This window comes from Serratia sp. PF-27 (assembly GCF_030053255.1).
Taxonomy (GTDB): Bacteria; Pseudomonadota; Gammaproteobacteria; order Enterobacterales; family Enterobacteriaceae; genus Serratia; species Serratia bockelmannii.
In genome coordinates this window covers 267,297-280,940 of record NZ_JASGBT010000020.1, presented here as the reverse complement: position 1 = coordinate 280,940, position 13,644 = coordinate 267,297, and the positions used below count along the sequence as shown (strand labels likewise).

Sequence of the window (13,644 nt, the reverse complement as noted above, 5' to 3'; positions counted from 1 at the left end):
GGATAGGAGAGGAACGATGAGCATCAATGAAGCGGTCTGCGGCAAGAAAAGCCGTGGCAGACCAAAACAATTTGATCGCGACCGGGCGCTGGAAAGCGCGCTCGATCTGTTCTGGCGGCACGGTTATGAAGCCACCTCGCTGGCCGATCTGGTGGAAGTGACCGGCGCCAAGGCGCCGACGCTGTATGCGGAATTTGGCAACAAAGAGGGGATGTTCCGCGCGGCGGTGGAACGCTATCTGCAAAAATACACCACCTGCACCAACCAGCTGTTGGAACAGGATGTGCCGGTGGCCGAGATCGTCGAGGCCTACGTGCGCTCTTCCGTCGAAGTGTTTACCGACCCCGATACGCCGTCAGGCTGTTTTATGGTGTGCGCCTCCGCGGCACTGTCGTCTGCTTCCGACGACGTCGCCCAGATGCTGCGCAAAAAACATCATGCCCAGGAAGCGGCGCTGAAAGTCTGCTTCGATCGCAAGGTGCAGCAGGGCGAATTGCTGGCGAAAACCGATACCGCGCTGCTGGCGAAATACGTCATTTGCACCATTGAAGGCATGTCGGTGCAGGCGCGAGAAGGGGCAAGCCGGAGCGAGCTGTTGCGGTTGCTGGAGGCGCTGATGCTGGTGTGGCCGCGGCTCAGCCAGATTGGCAATAAGGTGTAACAACAGGCCCGGTTTTCACCGGGCCGTATAACCTACTACTGATTGACCGGGATCACCGCGCCCTGGTATTTCTCGCGGATAAAGTCCTGAATCGGCTTGGAGTGCAGCACCTTCACCAGCGCCACGATCTCCGGCTTGTTCACGTCGGCTTTGTGCACGGTGATGATGTTGGCGTACGGGTTGTTTTCGCCGCTTTCGACCGCGATCGGATCCTTGGTCGGATTCAGCCCGGCGTCGATGGCGTAGTTGGCGTTGATCACCACCGCGTCACCTTCGTTGTTGTTGTACATCTGCGGCAGCAGCGCGCCTTCAACGTTCGCCTGGAACTTCAGGTGTTTCGGGTTTTCCACCACGTCGGTGATGCGCGCGTCCACCTTGCTCACCCCTGGCTTCAGCTTGATCACGCCTTGCTGCTCAAAAATTGACAGGATGCGGCCTTCTTCCGCCACCGCGTCGCGCATGATGATTTTGCCGTTTTCCGGCAGATCTTTCAGGCTCTTGTACTTCTTCGAGTAGATGCCGATAGGCTCAATATGGATCGCGCCGGCGCTGACGAAGTCGTAGCTCTTGTCGTCGGCGTGGTCTTTCAGCACCGAGTTCAGGTAAGGCACGTGCTGGAAGTAGTTGGCGTCGATGTCGTGGCTGGCCAAGGCGGTGTTCGGCAGAATGTAATCCTGGAAGCGCTTGATCTGCAGATCGATGCCTTCCTTCGCCAGTATCGGTTTGGCCTGTTCGAGGATCTCGGCGTGCGGCACGTTGGAGGCGCCGACCACCAGCTTGGTCGCCGCGGCGGCGCCGTAAGAGGCGAGGGTGGCGACAGAGGCGAAAGCCAACATCAGTAAGTGCTTTTTCATCATCGTTTTCCTTGGTTAATTAACGTTTATCGAGCGTTCTTGTCAGGGTGTCGCCAATGAACTGAATGACGAAAACGATCAGCAGGATCGTCAGCGTCGCCACCAGCGTCACGTCACTGTGGTTGCGTTGGAAGCCTTCCAGATAGGCCAGGTTGCCCAGGCCACCGGCGCCGATCACCCCGGCCATCGCGGTGTAGCTCACCAGCGCGATCAGGGTGACGGTGATGCCGGAAACCAGCGCCGGCGAGCTCTCCGGCAGCAAGACGCGGAAAATCAGGGTGCGGTTTTTGGCGCCCATCGACCGCGCCGCTTCGATTACCCCTTTGTCGACCTCGCGCAGCGCGATCTCCACCAACCGCGCGTAGAACGGCGCCGCGCCAACGATCAGCGCCGGCAGGGCAGCGTCCGCGCCGAGAATGGTGCCGATCAGCGACTTGGTGAACGGGATCAGCAGCACGATCAGAATGATGAACGGAATGGAGCGGAAGACGTTGACCAGTACGGAGATCAGCGAGTAGACCGCCCGGTTCTGCAGCAACTGGCCCTTCGAGGTTAAAAACAGCAGCACGCCGAGCACGATGCCCAGCACCAGCGTGGCCAAACCGGCGATGCCGGTCATGTACAGCGTTTCCCAGGTGGCGTCCCACAGTTGGTCCAGGCGCAGGTGGGGGAACAGGGATTCAATCATGTTGGATAACCTCGACGGCGATATCTCTTTCGTGCAGCAGGCTGAGCATGTCGGCGACTTGTTGTTCGTTGCCTTCGGCGTGAATGTACAGTTCGCCGAACGAACCGTTGAGGGTGTGGCTGATCTTGCCGTGCAGAATGTTGACGGTCAGGGCGTAGCGCCGGATCACTTCGGAGATCACCGCCTGATGGGTTTGCACACCCACGAAGGTCAGCTTGAAAATCGCTCCCGGCAGATGAGCGGTGAGCTGCGGGTTGAAGCTCTCAGCCGTGTCCGCATACTGCGACACCTGTTTGACGAACTGCCGGGTGATCGGCTGCTGTGGCCGGGTGAACACCTCAAGCACCGGGCCTTCTTCGACGATGCGGCCGTTTTCCATCACCGCCACGCGGTGGCAGATTTTGCGCACCACGTGCATCTCGTGGGTGATCAGCACGATGGTCAATTTCAGCTGGCGATTGATGTCCAGCAGCAGGTCGAGAATGGCGTCGGTGGTTTGCGGATCGAGCGCCGAGGTGGCTTCGTCGCACAGCAGCACGCTCGGGTTATTGGCCAGCGCGCGGGCGATGCCGACGCGCTGTTTCTGGCCGCCGCTGAGCTGCGACGGATAGGCGTTTTCGCGCCCCTGCAGGCCGACCAGCGCGATCAGTTCCGCCACGCGCGGCGCAATCTGCGCCTTGGGCACGCCGGCGATCTGCATGGAAAAAGCGATATTCTGGCTGACGGTGCGCGACCACAGCAGGTTGAAGTGCTGGAACACCATGCTGATTTTCAGGCGTGCCTGGCGCAGATGGCTGCCTTTGGCGCGGGCAATATCGAAACCGCCCACGTCAATGCGGCCGCTGGTGGGCGTTTCCAGGCCGTTGAGCAGGCGGATCAGCGTGCTTTTGCCCGCGCCGCTGTAGCCGATGATGCCGTAAATTTGCCCGGCGTCCACCGCCAGACTGACGTCGTCTACCGCCACGACGCGGCCCTGTGCGCTGTCAAAAGTTTTGCAAACGTTCGAAAGAACGATCATAACGAAGCGGATCCTTATCGATACATCACAGCATTCCGTCCGGAGCGCGTTGCGCCGGACAGGGATCGTTCGGCTTTTCGGCGGGGCACGACCCGGCGGGAAGTGGCGGACGGAACCTCTGTTGCGGGTGAATACCGGGCAATCCTACCGAGGGTTGATAGTGACAGGAAGAATGTAAAATCTATTACTTATTCTGATTTGATATATTAAACGGCGGGCGCCATGGGGGGAGAAAACCGGCCGCTGGGCGGCCGGTGGAGGGCTAGCGTTTTTCCAGCTTCATATGCAGCAGCGGGAACGGGTTGCCCTGGCCGTCGAGCGGCGAGCGGCCGGTGATGACAAAACCGTAGTGACGGTAGAAGCCGCTGGCCTGCGGATTTTGCTCGTTCACGTCCAGCTGCAGCTCATCGTGCAGCGTTTCCGCGTGGGTCAGCAGCGCTTTGCCCACCCCTTTGCCGCGCTGATCGGCGTCGATAAACAGCATCTCCACCTTGTTGCCGTTCAGACCGATAAAGCCGCAGGGATGCCCCGGCCGCTCTTCGGCCACCCAAACGTTGACCGCCGGCAGGTAGTCGTTCAGCACCAGCGGGAACAGCTGTGCGATGTTGTCTTCGGTTAAAAAGTGGTGAGTGGCGCGCACCGAACGCAGCCAGATATCTGCCAATTGCGCGTTGTCTTCCGCCGCGCGTGCTCTGATGGTAATCATCGAACTCTCTGCTATCTAAGTTGAAGGAAAAGAAACTAGATAGAGGTTTTGTGGGGTTAGTGCCGAATTAACGTGGGTTAACGCCCTGCAAAGCGCCTCTGCAGTGGATCGAATAGGCCCGCCTGGTTGCAAGCGGTATAACAACTGTAATTCAGTAAGTTAATGCTTTCAACCGCCGCAGGGCGCAATGAGGCGCTCGCCGCGTGATACACTGGCCGCTGAATGAGCAAGAGGGCGGCAGGATGGAAGCGGTACGTGCAGCGATAGAAAAACAGGTGCTCAGCCTGACCGGGTTGGCGCTCGGCGGCGTCGATTTTGAGAATCCGCCCGGCGATCCGGGGCTGTTCGGCCCGCAGTCGGTCATCTGGCAGGTACACCGCGATTTCACCCCGATGCTGTGCGGCGGCGTCAGCGCCTTGCTGTTGCAAATGCTGCACCCGTTGGCGCTGGCCGGCGTATGGGATCACTCCAACTTCCGCGACGATATGATTGGCCGCCTGCGCCGCACCAGCCAGTTCGTGTCGGTTACCACCTTCGGCCCGACCGCCGAGGCGGAGCGGCTGATCGCCAAAGTCAAAGCCATCCACCTGCGGGTGACCGGCGTCGGCAGCGACGGCACGCCCTATGCCGCCAGCGATCCGGCGCTGCTGACCTGGGTGCACGTGGCGGAGAGCAGCCGTTTTCTGGCCAGCCACCTGCGCTACCGCAACCCGCATCTTTCCCGCGATTTGCAGGATCAATACTACCGCGAAGCGGCGCGCGTGGCCGCCGCGCTGGGGGCGACAGCTATCCCTCAGTCCTGCGCGGAGGTAGACGACTATCTGCAGGCGATGCGGCCGCAGCTGGTCTGCGATGAACGCACCCAAGAGGTGGCGCGCATTCTGCTGAAGGCGCCGGCGCCGAGCGCGTTGGCGCGCCCGCTCGGCGGGGTGGTGATGCAGGCGGGCATCGATCTGTTGCCCGATTGGGCGCAGCGGCAGTTCGGCTTTCATCCGGGCGCGTTGCGGCGGCGGTTGGTGCGAACGGGGGCTGCAGGCCTCGGCAAAGTGCTGGGCGCGTCGATGCGCAACGGTTCCTATCAGCGCGCGGTGCGGCGCATCACTCAGCCGTCATGAGCCGCAGCCGCTATAATTAACCTTTGTTTATCTTCGTTTACGGCCGCTTTTGAGACTTTTACGGGTGATCCGGCCAGTAATGCGTTTTACACTTGGGGGCAAAGCCACATTCCATTTTTGCGCGCAGCCGATTCTGCCGCGCCCTGACCCTATTGAGGTGATATGAACGAGTCATACGTACTTGCTGAAGTCAGCAATGAGAACCAGACGCTGGTCGCGGTGGTTCAGCAAGATCACCGGGCAGCCTATTTTTACATCTATCCCGCCGAAGCCTACAGCGATCGCTATCAGGTGCGTGCCTGTTGGCTGCGCAATCTGGCCGCCGCGCCGCTGCAGGAAGATCGCGCCGCGCTGGAGCAGGGGCAGCCGCCGATGCTGGCGGCGGAATTTTGCCGCAACCTGGAAGGGGAAGCGCCGCTGAACCCGGAAGGGTTGATGGTGGTGTGGAGCGAAAGCGACGACGGCGCGGCCCTGTGGTATTACGGCCAACTGCTGGCGGTGATCCCCGGTTGGAGCCTGTATATCGACCATTCGGTGTGCTATTCGGCCAGCTGCATCAAGGAGAGCCCGTTGGCCTATCCGCTCGGCTCGGCCTCGACCAACACGCAATATGCGCAGGCGGAAAGCACCCGCCAGTTTTGGCGCAGCTGGCAGCGTGAAGAGGGCAACCCGTGGCCGAAGATGCAGCGCGATTTTCAGGCGCGCTATGAGCCGCATTTCGGCCCGTCGGTAAAATACTACGCCATCGATCAGGGCAAGTGGCCGCCGATGGCCATCACCCAGCACGAGCGCGACGGCATCTATTACTTCCTCACCATGGGCGTCAGCATTCGGCCGATGCCGTGGGTGGAGATCCTGTTCAACGACGAGGCTTCGCGCTATCGCCGCATGGAGATGGCGATCGCCATCGACAGCCAATACATGACCGAAGACAACGCGGTGCAGATGGCCAGCGCGCTGGCCGGTTTCGCGCACGCGCCTTGGGCGCGGCTGACCTGGATCGGCGAAGGGCATACGCTGGAGTCGGACGTGGCGCCGCTGGGCTACGAGGGCTATATTTTATCGTCGTCCTTCTACCCGCATAGCGCGCACCTGACTCTGCCGCAGCAGTACGGCGATCCGGTGAACCTGTTTTGGGCCAGCCCGGTGTTTACCGCCGAGCGCCAGCTGGCGCACGCCACGCCGAACGGCGGGCACGATCTGGTGAACCGGTTGCGTGAGCAGGGCGTCGATCATATTTTCCGCCCGCGCCAGCCGGTGTGCTGACGCGGCTTAATCTTCGGGAGCCGCCATGACCACCGCGCTGTTGATTATCGATGTGCAGGAAGGATTGTTTACGCCGCCGCCGGCGGATGCCGCGGGCACCGTTGCGCGCATCAACCAACTGAGCGAGCGCGCCCGCCGGGCGGGCGTGCCGGTTGTCGTCATTCAGCACCATACGCCGGACGACGAACTGCCGCACGGCAGCGCCGCCTGGCAAGTGCTTGCGGCGCTGAAGGTGGCGCCAGGCGACCATCGGGTGGATAAAACCACGCCGGACTCGTTCCTGCGCACTTCGCTTGGCGCGTTGCTGATCGCCAACGGCGTATCGCAGTTGGTGGTTTGCGGTTACTCCACGCCGTTTTGCATCGATACCACGGTGCGCAGCGCCGCGGCGCACGGCTATCCGGTGACGCTGGCGGCGGATGCCCACACCTGCCACGACAAATCCTATGCCGACGGCCTGCTGATCCGTACCCACCATAACGAGACGCTGTCGAATATCGACAGCTTCGGCGTGCCGATCCGCGCCGTGCCCGCAGCGGACATCGTGTTCTGAGAACGGAAAACGGGGGCCAGCGCCCCCGTTCGTTATTTCAGGCCCGCCCGCCGCGCCGCCACCTTGGCCAGCGCGGCCCAGTCCAGATCCGCATCCCCTTGCGCCATCGCGTCGAGGAAGTTGTCCTTCAGCACTCCGGCGAACGGCATCGGCGTATGGCTGTCGGCGCCGGCGGCCAGCGCCAGCCCGACGTCCTTCAGCCCCAGCGCCAGCCGGAATCCGGCGGGTGAATACTTCTCGGCGGCGATCAGCACACCATAGCCCTGGTAAGCCGGGGCGGCGAAGACGGTGCTGCTCAGCATCTGCAGGTAGTCGGCGCCGGAAACGCCGTAGTTGCGCACCAGCGCGCTGCCTTCCGCCATCGCTTCAATGGCGCTGGCCAGCGTAAAGTTGGTGGCGATTTTGACCACGTTGGCCTGCGCCGGGTCGGCGCCGAAGTGCCAGGTTTTCTGGCCGAGGGCATCGAACAGCGGCTGCGCTTGCTTCAGCCGTTCGCTATCGCCGGCTGCCAGAATATTCAGCTTGCCGGCGGCGGCCACGTCGATCCGCCCCAGCACCGGTGCGGCGAGATAGCCGATGCCGTGTTCCGCATGCAGCGTCGTCAGGCGTTTGGCTAGCTCGATCGAGATGGTCGCCATATTGATATGCAGCGCGCCCGGTTTCATCCGCTGCAGCAATCCGCTGTCCACCACCACCTGTTGCGTGGCGGCATCGTCGGCCAGCATGGTGATCAGCACGTCGGCATCGGCCAACTGTTCTGGCCGTTCGGCCTGCCGCGCGCCGGCGTTTACCAGCGGCTGCGCCGCCTGCGGCGAGCGGTTCCATACCGTCAACGCGAAGCCCGCCTGCACCAGGTTAGTTGCCATGGCGCTGCCCATCCCACCCAGTCCGGCAAATCCGATCTTCATCATGCGCTCCTTTTTCAGGTTGAAGGTTTTACCCTAGCGCGCCGGGCCAGGAACGCAAATGCCGGAGTGTAACGCCTTCTTACGCGCCGGCGGCGGGCTATTGACGCATTGCCGCTGCGGGTATACCTTGATGGCATGAATATATCGATGCACTCCACCCACAATCAGTCATGGTGGCGCCTCTTCTGAGGCGGCACGAGTATTCACATCTCTTTTTAATGCCGCCGGTTTGGCGGCATTATCTTTTGTGGCGTTGATCCGGCGGTCTACAGACCTTCAGGAGCACTGTCATGAGCTACACCATTCTTACCGGCGATCGCGCTACCGGCCCACTGCATTTAGGTCACTTTGTCGGCTCGCTGCGCCAACGCGTCGAACTGCAGCACCAGCATAACCAAACGGTGATGGTGGCGGATCTGCAGGGCCTGACCGACAACGGCAACAACCCGCAAAAAATCAGCGCCAACGTGCTCAATGTCGTGGCCGACTATCTGGCGGTCGGCATCGATCCGCACAAGACCACGATCTGCCTGCAGTCGGCGCTGCCGGCGTTGGCCGAGCTGACGATGTACTACCTCAATCTGGTCAGCGTGGCGCGGCTGGAACGCAACCCGACGGTGAAAAACGAAATCGCCGAGAAGGATTTCGCCCGCAGCCTGCCGGCCGGTTTTCTGATCTATCCGGTCAGCCAGGCGGCGGACATCACCGCCTTCGGCGCCACCCACGTGCCGGTCGGCGAGGATCAGCTGCCGATGCTGGAGCAAACCAACGAGATCGTGCGGCGCTTCAACCACATCGTTGGCCAACCGATATTAACGGAGTGTCAGCCGCTGTTGAGCAACGTCGGGCGTCTGCCGGGGCTGGACGGGCAGGGCAAGATGTCGAAATCGCGCGGCAACGCCATCCCGCTTGGCGCCGGCGCCGACGAGGTTCACAAGGCGGTGATGAGCATGTTCACCGATCCTGGCCATCTCAACGTCAGCGATCCCGGCCGGGTGGAGGGCAACATGGTGTTCACCTATCTGGACGCCTTCTGCGAAGACGCCGCACTGGTGGCGGAGCTGAAGGCGCACTATCGGCGCGGCGGGTTGGGGGACGTGAAAATCAAACGGCTGCTGGAGGATTGCCTGCAGAGCCTGCTCGAGCCGATCCGCACCCGCCGCGCCGAATTCATTGCCGATAAAGGCGAGCTAACGCGTATCCTGCAGCACGGCACCCGCCGCGCGCATCAGGTCAGCCAGCAGACGCTGCAGCAGGTCAAGATGGCGCTGGGGCTGGACTTCTTTAGCCTGGAATGATGCGCACGCCGGGGCGGCACGCGTCACGCCCCGGCCATAAAACGATCATCCCACTGTCATAAACTTATCCGTTAATAGGTGCCCATAATGATTAGCCACTGAAACCAGAGAAATCATATGGCTCAGGCACTGTTAAAATTGGCACAGCACGACTTTCCAGGGCAGCACGCCGCCGCATCTCGCAAAGTATTATCGGTAAAGGGACTCGGCAAGGCCTATAAAGCGCAGCAGCGCGTGCTGGATGACATCAATTTCGATCTGCACGCCGGCGAGTTCGTGGCGGTGATCGGCCGCTCCGGCGCAGGCAAGTCCACGCTGCTGCATACCCTCAACGGCACCATTCCTTCCAGCTGCGGCGAGATGCTGCACTTCGAAGACGATGGCGTGGCGCAGGATATCGCCCAGCTTGCCGGCCGCCAGATGCGCCAATGGCGCGCGCGCTGCGGCATGATCTTCCAGGACTTCTGCCTGGTGCCGCGGCTGGACGTGATGACCAACGTGTTGCTGGGGCGCCTGAGCCACACCTCCACCCTGAAATCCTTCTTCAAACTGTTCGATGACGCCGACCGCGCTCGCGCCATCGAGCTGTTGCAGTGGCTCAACATGCTGCCGCACGCGCTGCAGCGCGCCGAGCACCTCTCCGGCGGCCAGATGCAGCGCGTCGCCATCTGCCGCGCGCTGATGCAAAACCCGCAAATCCTGCTGGCCGATGAGCCGGTCGCGTCGCTCGATCCGAAAAACACCCGCCGCATCATGGACGCGCTGCAGAAAATCAGCGAAGACGGCATCGCGGTGATGGTGAACCTGCACTCGGTCGAACTGGTGAAAGAGTATTGCTCGCGGGTGATCGGTATCGCCCACGGGAAGATCGTGTTTGACGGGCATCCTTCGCAACTGAACGAACGGATCCTGCACCAGCTGTATGGCGAAGAAGCCAATCAGATCCATTGAAGCACTTTTGACCTTTACCCTTTACCTTTACACACAAGGCACACCTAATGAAAAAAGTATTGAGTCTGACCACCCTGATGGCCGGCGCGATGATGGTATTTAATGCTGCCGCAGCGGATGCGCCGAAAGAGCTGAACCTGGGCATTCTCGGCGGCCAGAACGCCACCCAGCAGATCGGCGATAACCAGTGCGTGAAGCAGTTCCTGGACAAGGAACTGAATGTCGATACCAAGCTGCGCAACTCGTCCGACTATTCCGGTGTGATCCAGGGCCTGCTGGGCGGCAAGATTGACCTGGTGCTGAGCATGTCGCCGTCATCGTTCGCTTCGGTCTACATCAAGGATCCGAAAGCGGTGGACATCGTCGGCATCGCGGTCGACGACGTCGACCAGTCGCGCGGCTACCACTCGGTGGTGGTGGTGAAGGCCGGCAGCCCGTACCAGAAACTGGAAGATCTGAAGGGCAAGGCCATCGGCTTCGCCGATCCGGATTCCACCTCCGGCTTCCTGATCCCGAACCAGGCGTTTAAAAAGCTGTTCGGCGGCACGGTCGACAACAAATACAACAACACCTTCTCCAGCGTCACCTTCTCCGGCGGCCACGAGCAGGATATCCTTGGCGTGCTGAACGGCCAGTTCGAAGGCGCGGTGACCTGGGCGTCGATGATCGGCGACTACAACACCGGCTACACCAGCGGCGCGTTCACCCGCATGATCCGCATGGATCACCCGGACCTGATGAAACAGATCCGCATCATCTGGCAGTCGCCGCTGATCCCGAACGGCCCGATCCTGGTGAGCAACTCGCTGCCGGCCGACTTCAAAGCCAAAGTGGTCACCGCCATCAAGAAGCTGGATAAAGACGATCACCAGTGCTTTATCAAAGCGATGGGCGGCAAACAGCACATCGGCGACACCACCCTGGCGGAATACCAGACCATCATCGATATGAAGCGCGAGCTGACCAAAGGCGACCGTTAATTCCCGGCTGCCTCGGCCGTCCGAATGAAGGGGTTCAGCGTGCTGAACCCCTTGTTCCATCAAGATGGAAGACCTGCTTTGAATACCGATTTCGCACACTATTACCAACGGATCCGCAGCAAGCAAAAACGCGAAGCGCTGCTGTGGTCGCTCGGGCTGGTGGTGCTGTACCTGGGCGCCGGCAACCTCGCCGAGTTCAACCTGCACACCGTCTGGGTGTCTATTCCGCACTTCTTCGACTACCTGGCCGAAACCGTGCCGACGCTGCACTGGCACCTGCTGTTCGCCGATGGGCGCACCGAAGGTTCGCTGGCCTATTGGGGTTACCGCCTGAACATCCAGCTGCCGCTGATCTGGGAGACCCTGCAGCTGGCGCTGGCGGCGACCATTTTTTCGGTGCTGGTGGCGACCGTGCTGGCGTTTCTGGCGGCCGGCAATACCTATACCCCGGCCTCGGTGCGGCTGGCAATCCGCACGCTGGTGGCGTTCTTGCGCACCATGCCGGAGCTGGCGTGGGCGGTGATGTTCGTGATGGCGTTCGGCATCGGCGCCATTCCCGGCTTCCTGGCGCTGGCGCTGCACACCATCGGCAGCCTGACCAAACTGTTCTATGAATCGATCGAAACCGCCTCCAACAAACCGGTGCGCGGGCTGGCGGCCTGTGGCGCCACGCCGCTGCAGCGCATGCGCTTCGGCCTGTGGCCGCAGGTGAAGCCGGTGTTTCTCTCCTACAGCTTCATGCGGCTGGAGATCAACTTCCGTCAGTCGACCATTTTGGGGCTGGTGGGGGCGGGCGGCATCGGCCAGGAGCTGATGACCAACATTAAACTCGACCGCTACGATCAGGTCAGCATGACGCTGCTGCTGATCATCGTGGTGGTTTCCGTGCTCGACTATGTGTCGGGCGAGCTGCGCAAGCGCGTGGTGGAGGGGGCAAAATGATAGCGGGCACTCCGGCATCGGCGGAAACGCTGCACCAGTTGAAACAGCAGCATCCGGCGATCTTCGCGCAGCAGGGGCGCTACCTGCGCACCGTCGGCCTGATCGCACTGGCGATCGTGCTGTATTACGTGTTCTTCTTCCTGGTCTTCGGCATTAGCTGGCCGCAGTTTATCAACGGCTGCCAGCAGCTGGGGCGCTATTTCCTGCGCATGTTCGTCTGGCACGACTTCGCCAACTGGCCGTTCATGTACTACTTCCAGCAGATCGGCATTACTATCGCCATCGTGTTCGCCGGCACCATTACCGCGTCGCTGATCGCGCTGCCGCTGTCGTTTTTCGCCGCGCGCAACGTGATGTCGACGCCGCTGCTGCGGCCGATCTCCGTGCTGGTGCGTCGCTTGCTGGACGTGCTGCGCGGTATCGACATGGCGATCTGGGGGCTGATCTTCGTGCGCGCCGTCGGCATGGGGCCGCTGGCCGGGGTGTTGGCGATCGTGATGCAGGACGTCGGGCTGCTGGGCAAACTGTACGCCGAAGGGCACGAGGCGGTGGACAAGTCCCCCAGCCGCGGCCTGACGGCGGTGGGCGCCAACGGGTTGCAGAAGCACCGCTACGGCATCTTCACCCAATCGTTCCCCACCTTCCTGGCGCTCAGCCTGTACCAGATCGAGTCCAACACCCGCTCAGCGGCGGTGCTGGGCTTCGTCGGCGCCGGCGGCATCGGCCTGGTGTATGCGGAGAATATGCGGCTGTGGAACTGGGACGTGGTGATGTTCATCACCCTGATCCTGGTGGTGGTGGTGATGATCATGGACAAGGTCTCGTCGCTGCTGCGCAACAAGTACATCATCGGCGAAGACATCCCGCTGTATCAGCAAAAAAGCCAAATCGATTGAGAAACCCCTTGCCGATCCCTATACTGCCGCACATTCAAGGTGTGCGGCCATACCCGTCATACTTGGAGCTGCCTCTTTGTTGGCTGCATTTGCGCGCCCCGGTCACATAGTTAACTATGCTCCGGGGGGCTTACAAATTTGCCGCCGCGATGCAACTCCAATTATTTTGGGTATGGGGCATTTTTTTACAATGCGCACGTCCCCGTTAGACAAGTAAAGGCAATGCAATCCCATGATGAACAACGACGTGCTGCGCAGCGTGCGCTATATGCTGAGCATTAATAACGCCAAAATGGTCGAGATTATCAAACTGGACGATTTCGAGGTGGCGGTGTCGGCGATGGACGCTTACGTGATTAAAGAAGGCGAGCCGGGCTACGAAAAGTGCCCGGACGAAGTGATGGCGCACTTCCTCAACGGCCTGGTGTTCTTCAAGCGCGGTAAGGACGACAAGTTCCCGGCGCCGGCGGTTGAGCTGCCGATCACCAATAACCTGGTGCTGAAAAAGCTGCGCGTGGCGTTCGAGCTGAAAGACACCGACATGCACCAGATCTTCACCGCGGTGGACTTCCGCATCTCCAAGCCGGAGCTGAGCGCGCTGTTCCGCAAAGAGGGCACCAAGAACTACCGCCCGTGCGGCGATCAGATGCTGCGCTACTTCCTCAAAGGGTTGGCGCAGCGCGTTCGCGGCGAGTAACGCGCAGCGTTCACCGAACATCAGGCGCAATCGCAAGGTTGCGCCTTTTTTATTGCCGCTCTCCCGCTCGCCGTTGTTGTACTGGCCCTCAGCCACCCGTCATCGATGGAG

General features: G+C 61.2%; 15 protein-coding genes. 10 read left to right on the top strand and 5 right to left on the bottom strand.

Annotated features, from left to right (window positions below):
* Positions 1–16: 16 nt before the first annotated feature.
* Entirely contained in the window at positions 17–661 is a 645-nt protein-coding gene (locus QMZ29_RS14340) for a TetR/AcrR family transcriptional regulator (RefSeq protein WP_049203879.1), read from the top strand.
* Positions 662–696: 35 nt separating this feature from the next.
* Here the strand turns inward: QMZ29_RS14340 and QMZ29_RS14335 are convergent, their stop codons facing one another.
* The 4 genes from QMZ29_RS14335 to QMZ29_RS14320 form a co-directional block, all read right to left on the bottom strand.
* Complete coding sequence (locus QMZ29_RS14335; RefSeq protein WP_043136906.1) at positions 697–1,515, bottom strand: MetQ/NlpA family ABC transporter substrate-binding protein; 819 nt, start codon at positions 1,513–1,515, stop codon at positions 697–699.
* A 19-nt stretch (positions 1,516–1,534) separates the two neighbouring features.
* The gene (locus QMZ29_RS14330; RefSeq protein ID WP_004939505.1) at positions 1,535–2,203 is read right to left on the bottom strand and encodes a methionine ABC transporter permease; all 669 of its coding nucleotides are present in this window, start codon (positions 2,201–2,203) and stop codon (positions 1,535–1,537) included.
* Entirely contained in the window at positions 2,196–3,221 is a 1,026-nt protein-coding gene (locus tag QMZ29_RS14325) for a methionine ABC transporter ATP-binding protein (protein WP_173888961.1), read from the bottom strand. Before QMZ29_RS14325 ends, QMZ29_RS14330 begins: the two co-directional genes overlap by 8 nt.
* A gap of 262 nt (positions 3,222–3,483) precedes the next feature.
* Positions 3,484–3,927 (bottom strand): acetyltransferase, encoded by a 444-nt coding sequence (locus QMZ29_RS14320; protein WP_016928596.1) that lies wholly within the window; start codon positions 3,925–3,927, stop codon positions 3,484–3,486.
* 242 nt (positions 3,928–4,169) lie between these two features.
* Here QMZ29_RS14320 and QMZ29_RS14315 point away from each other — a divergent pair, with 242 nt between their 5' ends.
* The 3 genes from QMZ29_RS14315 to QMZ29_RS14305 all read left to right on the top strand — a co-directional run bounded on the left by QMZ29_RS14315 (position 4,170) and on the right by QMZ29_RS14305 (position 6,861).
* Positions 4,170–5,042, top strand: a complete 873-nt coding sequence (locus QMZ29_RS14315; protein WP_033652666.1) for an oxygenase MpaB family protein — start codon at positions 4,170–4,172, stop codon at positions 5,040–5,042.
* Between the two features lie 162 nt (positions 5,043–5,204).
* Positions 5,205–6,308 (top strand): suppressor of fused domain protein, encoded by a 1,104-nt coding sequence (locus QMZ29_RS14310; RefSeq protein ID WP_049203883.1) that lies wholly within the window; start codon positions 5,205–5,207, stop codon positions 6,306–6,308.
* Positions 6,309–6,333: 25 nt separating this feature from the next.
* On the top strand, positions 6,334–6,861 hold the full coding sequence (locus tag QMZ29_RS14305) for a cysteine hydrolase family protein (RefSeq protein WP_060432667.1): 528 nt from the start codon (positions 6,334–6,336) through the stop codon (positions 6,859–6,861).
* 32 nt (positions 6,862–6,893) lie between these two features.
* Here the strand turns inward: QMZ29_RS14305 and QMZ29_RS14300 are convergent, their stop codons facing one another.
* The gene (locus tag QMZ29_RS14300; protein WP_261424360.1) at positions 6,894–7,769 is read right to left on the bottom strand and encodes an NAD(P)-dependent oxidoreductase; all 876 of its coding nucleotides are present in this window, start codon (positions 7,767–7,769) and stop codon (positions 6,894–6,896) included.
* A 290-nt stretch (positions 7,770–8,059) separates the two neighbouring features.
* Here QMZ29_RS14300 and trpS point away from each other — a divergent pair, with 290 nt between their 5' ends.
* The 6 genes from trpS to QMZ29_RS14270 all read left to right on the top strand — a co-directional run bounded on the left by trpS (position 8,060) and on the right by QMZ29_RS14270 (position 13,533).
* Positions 8,060–9,067 carry a tryptophan--tRNA ligase gene (gene trpS / locus QMZ29_RS14295; RefSeq protein ID WP_043136919.1) on the top strand — a complete coding sequence of 336 codons (1,008 nt, stop codon included), beginning with the start codon at positions 8,060–8,062 and terminating at the stop codon, positions 9,065–9,067.
* A gap of 117 nt (positions 9,068–9,184) precedes the next feature.
* Positions 9,185–10,018: a phosphonate ABC transporter ATP-binding protein gene (phnC, locus tag QMZ29_RS14290; RefSeq protein ID WP_019454697.1), complete on the top strand. Its 834-nt coding sequence runs from the start codon at positions 9,185–9,187 to the stop codon at positions 10,016–10,018.
* Between the two features lie 47 nt (positions 10,019–10,065).
* Positions 10,066–10,998 (top strand): phosphonate ABC transporter substrate-binding protein, encoded by a 933-nt coding sequence (phnD, locus tag QMZ29_RS14285; RefSeq protein WP_025302014.1) that lies wholly within the window; start codon positions 10,066–10,068, stop codon positions 10,996–10,998.
* Between the two features lie 78 nt (positions 10,999–11,076).
* Positions 11,077–11,940: a phosphonate ABC transporter, permease protein PhnE gene (gene phnE / locus QMZ29_RS14280; protein ID WP_021503954.1), complete on the top strand. Its 864-nt coding sequence runs from the start codon at positions 11,077–11,079 to the stop codon at positions 11,938–11,940.
* Complete coding sequence (phnE, locus tag QMZ29_RS14275; RefSeq protein ID WP_060432669.1) at positions 11,937–12,836, top strand: phosphonate ABC transporter, permease protein PhnE; 900 nt, start codon at positions 11,937–11,939, stop codon at positions 12,834–12,836. Before phnE (QMZ29_RS14280) ends, phnE (QMZ29_RS14275) begins: the two co-directional genes overlap by 4 nt.
* A gap of 232 nt (positions 12,837–13,068) precedes the next feature.
* Complete coding sequence (locus QMZ29_RS14270) at positions 13,069–13,533, top strand: YehS family protein (protein ID WP_004939471.1); 465 nt, start codon at positions 13,069–13,071, stop codon at positions 13,531–13,533.
* The last annotated feature ends 111 nt before the right edge of the window (positions 13,534–13,644 follow it).